The organism is Micromonospora sp. TSRI0369 (genome assembly GCF_001905625.1).
In the GTDB taxonomy this organism is placed as follows: Bacteria; Actinomycetota; Actinomycetes; order Mycobacteriales; family Micromonosporaceae; genus Micromonospora; species Micromonospora echinospora_A.
Map to the genome: position 1 here is coordinate 617,401 of NZ_LIVU01000003.1, position 13,511 is coordinate 630,911.

12 protein-coding genes are annotated in these 13,511 nt (G+C 73.9%); 5 read left to right on the forward strand and 7 right to left on the reverse strand.

Annotated features, from left to right (window positions below; all coding sequences use genetic code 11):
* Positions 1-20: 20 nt before the first annotated feature.
* Complete coding sequence (locus AMK25_RS11575; RefSeq protein ID WP_030499260.1) at positions 21-431, forward strand: hypothetical protein; 411 nt, start codon at positions 21-23, stop codon at positions 429-431.
* A 46-nt stretch (positions 432-477) separates the two neighbouring features.
* On the opposite strand, the gene pgi is transcribed toward AMK25_RS11575, so the two are convergent.
* The gene (gene pgi, locus AMK25_RS11580) at positions 478-2,112 is read right to left on the reverse strand and encodes a glucose-6-phosphate isomerase (protein WP_073828643.1); all 1,635 of its coding nucleotides are present in this window, start codon (positions 2,110-2,112) and stop codon (positions 478-480) included.
* Between the two features lie 247 nt (positions 2,113-2,359).
* Between pgi and AMK25_RS11585 the strand changes: the two genes are divergently transcribed.
* From AMK25_RS11585 to AMK25_RS11595, 3 genes are all read left to right on the forward strand, one after another.
* Positions 2,360-4,300, forward strand: coding sequence for an ABC transporter ATP-binding protein (locus AMK25_RS11585; RefSeq protein ID WP_073828346.1), 1,941 nt, complete (start codon positions 2,360-2,362; stop codon positions 4,298-4,300).
* Positions 4,301-4,377: 77 nt separating this feature from the next.
* Entirely contained in the window at positions 4,378-5,427 is a 1,050-nt protein-coding gene (locus AMK25_RS11590) for an aldo/keto reductase (RefSeq protein WP_073828347.1), read from the forward strand.
* Positions 5,428-5,640: 213 nt separating this feature from the next.
* On the forward strand, positions 5,641-6,183 hold the full coding sequence (locus AMK25_RS11595) for an RNA 2'-phosphotransferase (protein ID WP_073828348.1): 543 nt from the start codon (positions 5,641-5,643) through the stop codon (positions 6,181-6,183).
* Between the two features lie 7 nt (positions 6,184-6,190).
* Here the strand turns inward: AMK25_RS11595 and AMK25_RS11600 are convergent, their stop codons facing one another.
* From AMK25_RS11600 to AMK25_RS11625, 6 genes are all read right to left on the reverse strand, one after another.
* Positions 6,191-7,474 carry a sulfite oxidase gene (locus AMK25_RS11600; protein ID WP_073828349.1) on the reverse strand — a complete coding sequence of 428 codons (1,284 nt, stop codon included), beginning with the start codon at positions 7,472-7,474 and terminating at the stop codon, positions 6,191-6,193.
* 83 nt (positions 7,475-7,557) lie between these two features.
* Positions 7,558-8,196: a hypothetical protein gene (locus AMK25_RS11605; RefSeq protein ID WP_073828350.1), complete on the reverse strand. Its 639-nt coding sequence runs from the start codon at positions 8,194-8,196 to the stop codon at positions 7,558-7,560.
* On the reverse strand, positions 8,193-9,599 hold the full coding sequence (locus tag AMK25_RS11610; RefSeq protein ID WP_073828351.1) for a selenium-binding family protein: 1,407 nt from the start codon (positions 9,597-9,599) through the stop codon (positions 8,193-8,195). The genes AMK25_RS11605 and AMK25_RS11610 overlap by 4 nt, the downstream gene beginning before the upstream one ends.
* A 16-nt stretch (positions 9,600-9,615) precedes the next feature.
* Entirely contained in the window at positions 9,616-10,341 is a 726-nt protein-coding gene (locus AMK25_RS11615; protein ID WP_073828352.1) for an ABC transporter ATP-binding protein, read from the reverse strand.
* The gene (locus tag AMK25_RS11620; RefSeq protein WP_073828353.1) at positions 10,314-11,150 is read right to left on the reverse strand and encodes an ABC transporter permease; all 837 of its coding nucleotides are present in this window, start codon (positions 11,148-11,150) and stop codon (positions 10,314-10,316) included. The genes AMK25_RS11615 and AMK25_RS11620 overlap by 28 nt, the downstream gene beginning before the upstream one ends.
* Positions 11,147-12,118 (reverse strand): sulfonate ABC transporter substrate-binding protein, encoded by a 972-nt coding sequence (locus tag AMK25_RS11625; RefSeq protein WP_073828354.1) that lies wholly within the window; start codon positions 12,116-12,118, stop codon positions 11,147-11,149. The genes AMK25_RS11620 and AMK25_RS11625 overlap by 4 nt, the downstream gene beginning before the upstream one ends.
* 142 nt (positions 12,119-12,260) lie before the next feature.
* On the opposite strand from AMK25_RS11625, the gene AMK25_RS11630 reads away from it, so the two are divergent.
* Positions 12,261-13,427: an LLM class flavin-dependent oxidoreductase gene (locus AMK25_RS11630; RefSeq protein ID WP_073828355.1), complete on the forward strand. Its 1,167-nt coding sequence runs from the start codon at positions 12,261-12,263 to the stop codon at positions 13,425-13,427.
* Positions 13,428-13,511: the final 84 nt, after the last annotated feature.

The window sequence follows — 13,511 nt, forward strand, 5'->3', positions numbered from 1 at the left end:
CCGGACGTGAACATGTGTCCATGGCTGTCCCCGCACTGGCCGACCGGTCCCCGCAGCCGCGCGCCCTGCCGCTGCGCGAGGTCCGCACCCGGCTCACCCAGCTCGTCTCCCTGGCCGAGCTGACCGACACCGTCACCCTCGTCACCCGCGACGGCGATCCCCGCCCGATCGCCGCGATCGTGCCCGCGCCGGCCGCCCGCACCGGGGCCCAGGCGCGTGCCGACGCCGACCGGGTGGCCGCGATCAGCGCCGGCTGGGCCCGCCGCCTGGAGGAGCTGCACCAGCAGTCCGGCCGGCGGCACGCCGCCGAGCTGCGGGCGCTCGCCGACGCGCTGGCCGAGGCGTGGGCCGAGCTGGACCGCCGCGCCCCGGCCGGCGACCCGGCGCTGATCCGGCTGCGCGCCGCGCACGCCGACCTGCTGCGTCGCTGACCCGCGGCGTCCCGCCCGGTGTACGCGGGACGCCACGGGCACGCGGTCAGCTGCGGCCGCGCTCGGCCCGGTAGCGGCGGATCAGCTCGGCGGTCGAGGTGTCCACGTCGGCCAGGTCCGGGTCCGGCCCGGTGAGCTTCGGCGCGAGCTGGTTGGCCATCACCTTGCCCAGCTCCACGCCCCACTGGTCGAAGGCGTTGATGTCCCAGACCGCGGCCTCGGTGAACGTGATGTGCTCGTAGAGCGCGACCAACTGGCCCAGCGTCGACGGGGTGAGCTTCGGCGCCAGGATCGACGTGGTCGGGTGGTTGCCCGCCATCACCCGGTGCGCCACCACCTCGGGCGCGGTGCCCTCGGCCTCCACCTGCTCCCGGGTCCGCCCGAACGCCAGCGCGGCGGTCTGGGCGAAGAAGTTCGACATGAACAGGTCGTGCATGTCGTCCAGGTCGTGGTTGGGCCGGCTGAACGCGATGAAGTCCGCCGGGATCAGCCGGGTGCCCTGGTGGATGAGCTGGTAGAAGGCGTGCTGGCCGTTGGTGCCCGGCTCACCCCAGAAGATCTCCCCGGTCGGGTACGTCACAGGCGAGCCGTCGACGCGTACCGACTTGCCGTTGCTCTCCATGGTGAGCTGCTGCAGGTAGGCGGGGAAGCGGTGCAGGTACTGCGAGTAGGGCAGCACCGCGTGGGTCTCCGCGCCGAGGAAGTCGGTGTACCAGACGTTGAGCAGGCCGAGCAGCGCCGGCACGTTGCGCTCCACCGGGGCGGACCGGAAGTGCTCGTCGACAGCGTGGTAGCCGGCCAGCATCTCGCGGAACCGGTCCGGCCCGATCGCCAGCATCACCGACAGGCCGACCGCCGACGGCAGCGAGTAGCGTCCGCCCACCCAGTCCCAGAAGCCGAACATGTTCTCCGGGTCGATGCCGAAGTCCCGGACCCGCTGCTCGTTGGTGCTGACCGCGACGAAGTGCCGGGCCACCGCGTCGTCGTCCGCGTCCAGCCCGGCGAGCAGCCAGCGCCGCGCCTGGTCGGCGTTGGCGAGCGTCTCCTGGGTGGAGAAGGTCTTGGAGACCACCACGAACAGCGTGCTCGCCGGGTCCAGGTCGGCGGTCTTGTCGTGGATGTCGGTCGGGTCGATGTTGGACACGAAGCGGCAGCTGATGCCCGCGTCCCGGTACGCCTTCAGCGCCTCGTACGCCATCACCGGCCCGAGGTCCGACCCGCCGATGCCGATGTTCACCACAGTGGTGATCCGCTCGCCGGTGTGGCCGCGCCACGAGCCGGAGCGCACGCGCTGCGCGAACGCCGACATGCGGTCCAGCACGGCGTGCACGTCGGCGACCACGTCCTGGCCGTCCACGGTGAGCGAGGCGTCCGAGGGCAGGCGCAGCGCGGTGTGCAGCACGGCCCGGTCCTCGGTGACGTTGATGTGCCGTCCGGCGAACATGGCCGCGATCCGGTCGGCCAGCCCGACCCGCTCGGCGAGTGCGCCCAGCAGCGCGATGGTCTCGTCGGTGACCAGGTTCTTGCTGTAGTCCACGTGCAGGTCGGCGACCTCACCGGTGAGCCGCTCACCCCGCTGCCCGTCGGCGGCGAACAGGTCACGCAGGTGCGTGCCGCGCATCGCCTCGGCGTGCTTGCGCAGCGCCTGCCATTCGTCCGTGGTGGTGACGTCCACAGCCATCGGGTCGATCTTCTCCTTCACGACGGGTGGTCGGCCGGCCTGCGCCGGCGAACCCCACAAGCCTGCCACCCGGACCGGTCGCGCGCGACGCGACCCGGCGGCGACCACCGTGCGGGCGGTTCTTTCCAGCTGCCGCCCTCGGACACGCCGTTGGGACGTCTGTACGACACGCCGATCACGCAATGACATCCTTCGATAGCGGACCGTAGTATCCAGCGTTGCTGCCCGAACGCGTCGAGGGGGTGCCATGGCCGGGGTGATCCATCCTCGTCCGCCGTCCGACCCGGAGGAGCCGGCCGGGGAGACGACCCTGCCCGAGCTCGTCGATCCGCACTGGATGCACCGGGCCACCGAACTGGCCCACACCGGGTTCTGGTCGGTGGCGCGCCGGTTGCCCGCGCTGATCCGCGAGGCCATCAGCCTCGCCTGGGCTACCAGCCGCCGGGACACCGCCGCCTCGCTGGGCCTCAACGTCGCCGCCGGCGTGCTCACCACGCTGGGCCTGCTCGCCACCACCGGGGTACTCCACCAGTTGTTCGCGGCGGGCCCGACACCGGACCGGATCCGGGCCGCGCTGCCCGCCCTGGCGGTGGCGGCGGCCGCCGTGGCCGGGCGCGGCGCGCTGACCATCGCCGCCGGATGGGCGCAGGCCCGGCTCGTACCGCAGATCAACTTCACGGTGGAGCGGCGGCTGTTCGAGACGACGTCCGCTGTGGAACTGGCGGCCTTCGACGACGCCGGTTTCGCCGAGGAGATGGACCGCGCCCGTGACCGCGGGCTGGCCGAGGCGGGCTCCCTGGTCAACGACACCGTCAACCTGGTCACCGGCGCGGTCGGCGTGATCGCCACTGCTACCGCGGTGACGATCATCCACCCGCTGCTGCTGCCCTGCCTGGTCGTCGCCGCCGCGCCGGAGGCGGTGACCGCGGTACGGATGGCCCGCCGACAGCACGTCGACTGGCTCGCCCGGATCACCCGGCGGCGACGCAAGTGGATGCTGGGCGACCTGATGGCCAACCGGCATACCGCGGCCGAGATCCGCGCCTACCAGATGCGCGACTTCCTGCTCTCCGAATACCACCTCATGACGCGCCTGGAGACCCACGCCGAGCTGCGCCTGGCCCGCGCGCAGACGGTCACCCGGGCGATCGGCCTGTCCATCACCGGCGTCGCCACGTTCGGCCTCTACCTGGTGCTGGGCGCGCTGCTGGTCAGTGGCGTGGTGGCGCTGGCGGCGGCGGCCACCGCGCTGCTCGCGCTCCAGTCCGCGCGTACGAGCCTGCGCACGGCGATCTTCGCCACCAACTCGCTCTACGAGGACGCCCTCTACTACCAGGACTACCGCGACTTCCTCGACCGGGCCACCCGGCGGATCCCGGCCGGCGGGCACCTGCCGGTCGACGGGTTCACGCGGATCGACGTCGAGCGGGTCAGCCTGCGCTACCCGGACACCGACACCGCGGCGGTAGACGAGGTCAGCCTGACGGTCCGGCGCGGCGAGGTGGTCGCGCTGGTGGGGGAGAACGGCTCCGGCAAGACCACGCTCGCGAAGCTGATCGCCGGCCTCTACCACCCCACCGGCGGCACGATCCGCTGGGACGGCGTGGACGCAGCCGAACTGGACCCACGGCAGACCGCCGCCCAGGTCGCGGTGATGAGCCAGGACTGGTGGAAGTTTCCCTTCACCGCCCGGCAGAACATCCGGGTCGGCCGCCACGACCGCGCCGACGGGCCCGGCCCCAGCGTGGAGACCGCCGCCCGGGACGCCGCCGCCCACGACATGATCAGCGAGCTGCCGTTCGGGTACGAGACACTGCTCGACCGGCAGTTCAAGGACGGTCAGGACCTGTCCGGCGGGCAGTGGCAGCGGCTGGTGGCCGCGCGCGGCCTCTACCGTGACGCCCGGCTGCTGATCTGTGACGAACCGTCCGCCGCGCTGGACGCGCGTGCCGAGCACGCCCTCTTCCAGCACCTTCGGCGGCACCCGGACCGGGCCGTCGTGCTGATCACCCACCGGCTGGCGAACGTGCGGCACGCCGACCGGATCTTCGTGATGGACCACGGCCGGCTCGTGCAGTCGGGCGACCACGACACGTTGATGGCCGAGGGTGGGCTCTACCGGGAGCTGTTCGAGTTGCAGGCGGCCGGTTACCTCGCCGGCAGCGCGGAGCCCGCCGCCGACGGTTGACCTCCAGCGCACTCGAACTCCTACCGTGGCTGGACCGCGCGCCACCCGGCCGACGCGGTGCACACCAGGGAGTTCACATGCGCTATCGCGTCCTCGGCGGCACCGGCATCGAGGTCAGCGTCCACTGCCTCGGCACCATGATGTTCGGCGCGGTCGGCAACCCCGACCACGACGACTGCGCCCGGATCGTCCACGCGGCACTCGACCGCGGGATCAACTTCGTGGACACCGCCGACATGTACTCGGCCGGCGAGTCGGAGGAGATCGTCGGCAAGGCCCTGCGCGGCCGGCGAGACGACGTGGTGCTCGCCACGAAGGTGCACTTCCCGATGGGGGAGGGGCCCAACCGGGGCGGCAACTCGCGACGCTGGATCGTCCGGGCGGTGGAGGACAGCCTGCGCCGGTTGGGCACCGACTGGATCGACCTCTACCAGGTGCACCGCCCCGACCACACCACCGACGTCGAGGAGACGCTCGGCGCGCTCACCGACCTGGTCCGGGCCGGGAAGATCCGCGCGTTCGGCTGCTCGACCTTCCCGGCCGAGGAGATCGTGGAGGCGCACCACGTCGCCGAGCGGCGTGCGCTGGGCCGCTTCCGCACCGAGCAGCCGCCGTACTCGATCCTGGCGCGCGGCATCGAGACGTCGGTGCTGCCGGTCTGCCGCCGCTACCGGATGGGCGTGCTGGTGTGGAGTCCGCTGGCCTCCGGGTTCCTGTCCGGCCGGTACCGGCAGGGCCGGCCCGTCGACCTCGGCGCCGGGCGCCCGGCGCTCACCCCGGCCCGCTTCGACCCGGCGCTGCCGGGCAACACCGCCAAGTACGCCGCCGTCGAGCAGCTGGTCGCGCTCGCCGACGAGGTGGGCTGCGCGCTGCCGCAGCTCGCCGTGGCGTTCACCGCCGTGCACCCGGCGGTCACGTCGACCATCATCGGACCGCGCACGATGGACCAGTTGGACGCGCTGCTCGCCGGGGCGGAGCTGACGCTCGACGACGCGGTGCTGGACCGCATCGACGAGATCGTCCCGCCCGGCACGAACCTCTACCAGCCCGACGGCGCCTGGTCCCCGCCCACGCTGACCGACCCGTCCCACCGCCGCCGCCCTCTCCCAGCCCGAGCCGCAGCCTGACCCCCTCGCTCCGCCCACCCGCCCTTCCGCTCGTCCCGCCCTCCCGCCCTCCAGCTCGCCGATCATGGGGTTTCTGCCCCGTCAAAAGCTTGTAAATCGGGCACCCGGGGGGCCGAAACGGCAAGATCGACGAGGCAGGGCGGGGCAGGGCGCGGCGGGGCGGGGGACCGGAACTGCGTCGACACAGGAAGGGTGCGGCTCCACACTGGGCGGGTGGAACATCGGGATCTTGTTCGGGTGAGCAAGCGGCTGTCGCTGGCGTTGCGGCACCGGCCCGACGCGTTCGGGCTGCGACTCGACCGGGCGGGCTGGGTGCCGGTCGCCGACGTGCTCGCCGGGCTGGGGATCAGCCGCGCCCACCTGGACGCCGTGGTCGCGGGCAACGACAAGCAGCGCTTCGCGGTGGAGACCGGCCCGGACGGGGTCGACCGGATCCGCGCCAGCCAGGGGCACTCGGTTCCGGTCGACCTCGGCCTCACCCCGGCCGCGCCGCCGCCCCGGCTGTTCCACGGCACCGGCGAGGCCGTGCTGGACGCGATCCGGGCGCAGGGGCTGCGCCGGGGCGGGCGGCACCACGTACACCTGTCTCAGGATGTGGCGACGGCCCGGCGCGTCGGGGCGCGCCGGGGCGGCGCGGTGGTGGTGCTGACCGTGGACGCGGCGGCGATGGCCGCTGCCGGTCACCTGTTCTACCGTTCGGCGAACGGGGTGTGGCTCACCGACAGCGTGCCGCCGGCCTACCTCGGCGCCACCTGAGCGGCGGTCAGCAGGCGGTGACCGGGTGGGCCACCACGGCGTCGAAGAGGTACGCGAGGTCGTTCACGGCGGCCCGGTCGGGCTGGACGGCGCCGGTGCAGTCGGTGGCGCGGGCGCGCAGGACGTGCCGGCCGGCGGCCGGCGGGCGCCAGCGGACGGTCCAGCGCTGCCAGGCGCTGCCCCGGTCCGCCTCGACCAGGTCGGCCGGGCGCCACCCGTCGCCGGTGTCCACCTCGACGTGCGCGATCGGGCCGTTGCCGGACCAGGAGCGGCCGGTCAGCAGCACCTCCTGGCCGGCCGGCACCCGGACGTCCCAGGGCAGCTCGAACGCGCTGCGCACGGGCTGGGCGGTGAGCGCGGTGCCGTCGTCGGGGTGGCCGGGGCCGAACATGCGGTAGAACTGCGTGTTCCACGGCGAGAACAGCGGGGTGGTGGAGACCTCGATCGCGCCCACCCACTTGATCGAGGCGATGCCGACCCAGCCGGGCACCACGACCCGCACCGGGAAACCGTGGTCGGCTGGGAGCGGCTCGCCGTTCATCTCGTACGCCAGCAGCACGTCGTCGAGCGCCTTCGCGATGGGCATCGGGCGGCGTACCCGGCCGAGGTTGACCCCGCCGGAGACGTAGTCCGGGTCGAGGCCCTCGGGCATCACGTCGACCGCCTCGTCGCGCAGCCCGGCCAGGCGCAGCACCGTGCCGAGCCGCACGCCGCGCCAGCGGGCCACGCCGACGCTGCCCAGCCCCCACGCCACGCCCGGGGCGGGGTCGTCCTGCTGCTCGGCGAAGTAGCGCCGCCCGTTGCCGGCGCACTCCAGCAGCGCCGCGTGCTCCTCGGCGGGCAGTCGGCGCAGTTCGTCGAGGTCGAACTCGACCGCGTTGTCCGGGGCCGGCGCGCCGCGCAGGCCGTCACCGAACAGGCGCAGCCGCCAGGTGGCCGCGTCCAGGTGCGGCGTGACCGTGTGGTTGCGGACGAAGAAGCGGTCGATCGGGACCACGTACCCCTGGCCGGCCATCGACGGCCAGCGCATCTCGGCGTTCGTGTCCAGCGGGCGCAGCAGGTCCGCCGGCAGCGGCTTGAGGATGGGCGCGCCGGGGTCGACGCCGACCGGCGCGGACGCCACCGCTACCGGCTCGCGCTCCGCGGCGGCGGCGGTCACCGCGGCCATCGCCGCGCCCACCTCCAGCAGCCGGTCGCGGTCGACGCCCGGCCCGTGGGCCTGCCCGGCGAGCCACTGCCGGCTCCGGTCGGCGTCGTGGACGGCTTCGGCGGGGGACGGGTGCTGACTCACGGCTGACCTCCGGGTGGGCGACGCTGCCTTTCCTATTCAACCAGTAGGACTTCCCGTCGATCCACCGCAGGTCGGCGACAATGTCACGCCGCGCCGAGCAGCGTCACCACACCGGCCGCCACGAGCACACCGGCCCACAGCCGGTCGACGTTGAACCAGGCCCGGCGCAGCACACCGACGCCGAGCACCTCGTACACGGCCACGGCCACGGCCAGCGCGACGCCGAGCATGGCGGCGGTGTGCACGGCCGCGGCGAACAGGCCGGTGAGCGCGCCGGCCGGCGCGGCGGCGAGGTGCCCGGCGTGCGGGCCGGCGCCGACCGCCGGTTCGGCGAGCAGCACCGGCAGCAGCATCAGGCCCGCGCCGTGCGCCGCCGACATCAGGAACGACCAGGCGGTGAGCTGCGCGGCCGACAGCCGCATCCCGGCCCAGCGGAAGTGCCGGTCGGACAGCAGCCGCCACAGCCCGAACCCGACCAGCAGCACCCCGCCGGTCACCGCGACGACGGTGCTCGCCGTCACCGACCGGGTGGCGCTGACCAGCGCGGCGACCACAGCCACCGACACCAGGTGCCCGGCGGCGATCGGCGGCAGGGCCGCCAGGAGCGCCGACCGGCGGCGCTCCTGCAGGCCCCGGGCCACCGCGAACAGCCAGCCCATCGCCGGGTTCAGGCCGTGGAACGCGCCGAGGCCGGCCAGCGCCGCCCAGGTCGCGCCGGTCACGGGAAGCAGTACGAGTCGGACGAGGCGTCGCCGCCCTGCAACCGGGTCTGGTGTACGCGCAGGCCGCGGAACTCGTCCCCGCGCGGGAAGAACCGCGGGTCCGGCACGAGGCCGCCGCTGTCCGGGTCGACGTCCAGCTTCGCCACCCAGGCGCCCACCCCGTCGGGGTAGAACTGGTCGTCCCAGGCGCCGTAGAGCGAGTTGCTGACGTAGACGCGGCGGCCGTCGCGGCTGATCTCGACCATCTGCGGGCCGCCGGCCAGCGGCTCGTCCGGGTACGCCGGGTGCGGCGTGCGGTTGACGATGCCGCCCAGGCGCACCGAGCCGACGCGTACCGGGTGGAACGGGTCGCTGACGTCGTAGCGGATCAGCTCGCCGGTGCCCCAGCAGGAGACGTGCAGGAACCTGTCGTCCACCGACAGGTCGATGTCGGTGACCAGCGGTGGGACCGCCCCGAACGGCTTGAGCAGGTCCGGCAGGTCGGCCGGGTCGGCCGGCTCGGCCGGGATGTCGATCACCTTGGTGACCGCCCAGGTGTCGCCGTCGCGGTGCCACAGCCAGATCGAGGCGGACAGGTCCTCGACGCTGATCACCACGCCGACGAAGCCGTACGACTTCGTCGGGTCGTGCGCGGGGCGCAGCTCCAGCGGCATCTGGTACTGGTCGCCGAGGTCGACGCGCTGCACGTGCCGGCGCTTCGCCAGGTCCCAGAAGTGGATCGCGTGCCCGTATTTGCGGCCCAGCAGCAGCTCGCCGACGATGCCGTCCTCGATCATCGACGGCGTGCCCCACTCGCTGGTGACCAGCACGTCCTGGGTGTAGTGCCACCAGAAGTCGTACGCCAGGAACTGCGGCCCCCGGTCGGCCTCCCACGCGCCGCGTACCTCGAACGTGGTGTGGTCGAGCACGGCGATGCCGCCGGGTCCCTCCTGCCCGTCGGCGCCGCCGAGCGCGGAGACGTAGATGCCGTCCGGCCCGCAGTGCACTGTGTGCGGGCGGGAGTACCCGGCGCGCCTGCCGAGTTCCTCCGCCTCGATGACCTTGACCAGGCTCGGCCGGCGCGGGTCGGGCTTGGTGTCGAGCACGTGGATCCGGGACGAGCGCAGGCCCGGCACGATCAGGTAGCGGCGCTCCACGTGCGGGTGCGGCGCGGTCGGGCAGAGCGCGCTGCTGCACGCGTTCCACCCGAAGTGGTGCAGCTCGTCGCCGGTGTTCGGCAGCTCGGTCCAGCCCACCACCCGGCCGTACGAGTCGGAGTCCGGGTCGGTGTCGAGCACCGCGATGGCGTCGGGGCGCTGCCCGGCCCGGTCGAACGCGGCGACGTACGCGAGCTTCTCGGCCGGCGCGGAGGCGGCGAGCGTGGGGGAGGGGTAGAAGGTCGGGTCGGGGGTCCAGCGGGTCATCGGTTCTCCCTCGCGGTCAGCCGGCGGGTACGCCGAGACGGTCGAGCAGGTGGCGGCGCAGCGCGCCGAGGGCCGGGTCGTCGGGGCTGGGCGCCGGTCCGAGGCCGACTGTCACCTCCTCGGCGATCACGCCGTCGTCGAGGAGCAGGACGCGGTCGGCCAGCAGCAGCGCCTCCTCCACGTCGTGGGTGACCAGCAGCGCGGCGAAGCCGTGCTGGGCGCGCAGCCGCCGCAGCAGCCCCTGCATGCGCAGCCGGGTCAGCGCGTCGAGTGCGCCGAACGGCTCGTCCAGCAGCAGCAGGTCCGGTTCGCGGACCAGCGCGCGGGCCACCGCGACCCGCTGCGCCTGCCCGCCGGACAGCTCGGCCGGCCAGGCCCGGCCCCGGTCGGCGAGCCCGACCTCGGCGAGCGCGCGGCCGACCCGGTCGCTCACGTCCGGCCCGGCCAGGCCGAGCGCCACGTTGTCGGCGACCCGCTTCCACGGCAGCAGCCGGTGCTCCTGGAACACCACGGCGGCGGTGCCGTGCACCGCGTGCTCGCCGCCCGCGTCGCCGTCGAGCCCGGCGAGCACGCGCAGCAGCGTGCTCTTGCCGGATCCGCTGCCGCCCAGCAGCGCCACCGTCTCCCCGGCGGCGATGGTCACGTTTACCCCGGCCAGCACCACCGCCGGGCCGAAGGACCGGGTCACCGCGCGTGCGGTGAGCACCGGCCCGGTCAGGTCGCGCGCAGTCCGCGTCGCCATGCCAGCGTCCTCCTCTCCGCGTACCGGATGAGCAGGTCGGAGGCGAGACCCAGCAGCGCGTAGATGAGCAGGCCGAGCACCACCACGTCGGTCTGGCTGAACTCGCGCGCCTCCATCATCAGGAAGCCGACGCCGGTCTGCGCGTTCACCTGCTCGCCGACGACCAGGCTGAGCCAGGCCGCGCCGATGGCCAGCCGCAGCCCGAGGAACAGCGCCGGCAGCGCGCCGGGCAGCACCACGTGCCGCAGCCGGGCCGCCGCGCCGAGACCGCAGGTGCGCGCCGCCTCCACCAGGCGTTCGTCGATGTCGCGGATGCCGGCGTACGTGTTGAAGTAGATCGGGAAGAACGCACCGAGCGCGACCAGCGTGACCTTCAGCGACTCGCCGATGCCGACCCAGATGATCAGCAGCGGCACCAGGCCCAGGTGCGGCAGCATCCGGGCCATCTGCACCGGCGGGTCGACCAGGTCGTCACCGAGGCGCAGCAGCCCCGCCGCCGCGCCGAGCACCAGCGCCAGGCCGCCGCCGATGAGCAGGCCGAGCGCGGCGCGGGTGAGCGAGTCGAGCAGGTGCACGCCGAGCGTGCCGTCGCGCGCCAGCCGCCACCCGGTCGCCAGCACCGCGCTGGGCGCGGGCAGCTTCTCCGCGGCGAGCAGCCCGGTGCGCGCGGCGACCTCCCAGCCGAGCACCAGCACGACCGGGCTCACCGCGCGCCGCCACCGCCGCGAGACGCGGGCCCGCGACCGCCGCGGCGTCGCCTGATCGGGTACGACAGGCGCTGTCGCCTCGGCCAGCGCCGGACCGCTCACTGGAACGCCTCGTTGAACCGGCCGTCCACCCGCCCGGCGATGTCGACCGGGCCGGGCACCAGCTTCAGCTCCACGAAGCTGTCCGCGATGGCCTGCAACTCCGCGCCGATCTCCGCTGTGACCGGGGCGAGCGGCTTGGCGCTGCGGGCCAGCGCCCGGGTGGTCACGTCGAGCGGGATCTTCAGCTCCGGGGCGAGGATGGCGGCCCGCTCGGTCGGGTGGGCGATGCCCCAGTCCGTGGTCTGCCGGTACGTGTTCAGGAACGCCTGCACGTCGGCGGTGCGGTTCTTCACCGCGTCCGGCGCGGCCAGCACGTACTCGCGGTTACCGGCCAGGCCGGTGGCGTCGGCCAGCACCCGTACGCCGGGCTGCTCGGCCAGCGCGAAGTAGGGATCCCAGATGATCCACGCGTCGACCTGCCCGTTGTCGAACGCGGGCCGGCCCTCGGCGGGCTTGAGGTACTTCACCTTGATGTCGGCGAGCGTCATCCTGTTCGCCTCCAGCAGCTTCACCAGCAGCCAGTGCACGTTGGAGCCCTTGTTCAGCGCGACAGTCTTCCCGCGCAGGTCGGCGAATCCACGATACGGGCTGTCCGCCTTGACCAGAACCGCCTCGCCCTGCGGGATCGGCTGGGACGTGCCGACCACGGAGAACGGGATCTTCCCGGCGGCGGCGAACACCGGCGGGGCCTCGCCGACCTGGCCGATGTCGATCGAGCCGGCCTTGAGCGCCTCGGTCAGGGCCGGGCCGCTCTCGAACAGCGACCAGGTGACGTTCTTGGCGTCGCCGCGCGCCTTGACCAGGCTGAGCCCGCCGAAGCGCTGGTAGCCGATCCGCAGCGGGCCGTCGCCACCGCCGCTGGCGTCGGCCGCCTCGCCGCCGCAGGCCGTCAGCGCCGTCGCGGCGAGCAGCGCGAGGGTGGTGAGCAGCGCGGCCACCGGGCGGCGGCGCGATCTGGGGGTACGCATGGCGACTCCTCGGGGAGGGGAAGGGCCCGGCATCGACGGGCGACAGCAACCTACCAACCCGATAGGTTTTATGGGTAGTGTGTCGGCGTGGTCGTCCCACCACTCAGGAGGCGGCCGTCCGACAGCGCACCGGAGGCACACCATGTCGCTCACCTTCCACTGGTTCCTGCCGACCTACGGCGACAGCCGGGACATCGTGGGCGGCGGTCACGGCGTACCGGTCGGCACCGCCGGCGGCGCGCGACCGGCCAGCGTCGCGTACCTGGGGCAGATCGCCCGCACCGCCGAGCAGCTCGGCTTCGCCGGGGCGCTCACCCCGACCGGCGCGTGGTGCGAGGACGCCTGGCTGACCACCGCCATGCTCACCGAGGTCACTGAGCGGCTGAAGTTCCTCGTCGCGTTCCGGCCCGGCCTGCTCTCACCCACCCTCGCCGCGCAGATGGCCGCCACGTTCCAGCGCCTGTCCGGCGGCCGGCTGCTGCTCAACGTGGTCACCGGTGGCGAGTCCGCCGAGCAGCGCGCGTACGGCGACTTCCTGGACAAGGACGCCCGCTACGCGCGTACCGACGAGTTCCTGCACGTGGTGCGGGCGCTGTGGCGCGGTGAGACGGTCGACCACGACGGCGCCCACGTACGGGTCCAGGGCGCCCGGCTCAGCCGCCTGCCCGACCCGGTGCCGCCTGTCTACTTCGGCGGGTCGTCCGGCGCGGCCGGGCCGGTGGCGGTCCGGCACAGCGACGTGTACCTGACCTGGGGCGAACCGCCCGCGCAGGTGGCCGGCAAGCTGGACTGGATCCGCGGGCTCGCCGCCGAGGCCGGGCGCGAGCTGCGCTACGGCATCCGGCTGCACGTGATCAGCCGGGACACCGCCGAGGAGGCGTGGGCCCAGGCGCGAAAGCTGCTCGACGGCATCCCCGAGGCCGACGTGCGGGCGGTGCAGGAAGGGCTGCGGCGCAGCGAGTCCGAGGGGCAGCGGCGGATGCTCGACCTGCACGGCGGCTCCCGCGACGGGTTGGAGGTCTCGCCGAACCTGTGGGCCGGATTCGGGCTGGTCCGCGGCGGCGCGGGCACCGCCCTGGTCGGCAGCCACACCGAGGTCGCCGACCGGATCGCCGAGTACCACGCGCTCGGCCTGGACGAGTTCATCCTCTCCGGCCACCCGCACCTGGAGGAGGCGTACTGGTTCGGCGAGGGCGTGCTGCCGATCCTGCGGCGGCGCGGACTGTGGCGGCACCCGGCCGGCGAGCCGGAGACCGAGGTGCCGGCCGCCGTGCCGTTCTCACCCCAGCCGGTCCCGGCCCGCGGCTGACCGTCGCGGCTTCGTGGCCGCCGCTGTGTGGTGTGGTGCCGGCGGCCACTGCCGTGCTCGGTTCGGTCAGCCGTGCTCGGTCCG

Bases quoted from the DNA above. Each gene is read 5' to 3' on its own strand.
- AMK25_RS11575 (WP_030499260.1), top strand. From the start codon at position 21: ATGGCTGTCCCCGCACTGGCCGACCGGTCCCCGCAGCCGCGCGCCCTG.
- AMK25_RS11610 (WP_073828351.1), bottom strand. From the start codon at position 9,599: ATGACCCGCTGGACCCCCGACCCGACCTTCTACCCCTCCCCCACGCTC.
- AMK25_RS11585 (WP_073828346.1), top strand. From the start codon at position 2,360: ATGGCCGGGGTGATCCATCCTCGTCCGCCGTCCGACCCGGAGGAGCCG.
- pgi (WP_073828643.1), bottom strand. From the start codon at position 2,112: ATGGCTGTGGACGTCACCACCACGGACGAATGGCAGGCGCTGCGCAAG.
- AMK25_RS11590 (WP_073828347.1), top strand. From the start codon at position 4,378: ATGCGCTATCGCGTCCTCGGCGGCACCGGCATCGAGGTCAGCGTCCAC.
- AMK25_RS11615 (WP_073828352.1), bottom strand. From the start codon at position 10,341: ATGGCGACGCGGACTGCGCGCGACCTGACCGGGCCGGTGCTCACCGCA.
- AMK25_RS11625 (WP_073828354.1), bottom strand. From the start codon at position 12,118: ATGCGTACCCCCAGATCGCGCCGCCGCCCGGTGGCCGCGCTGCTCACC.
- AMK25_RS11630 (WP_073828355.1), top strand. From the start codon at position 12,261: ATGTCGCTCACCTTCCACTGGTTCCTGCCGACCTACGGCGACAGCCGG.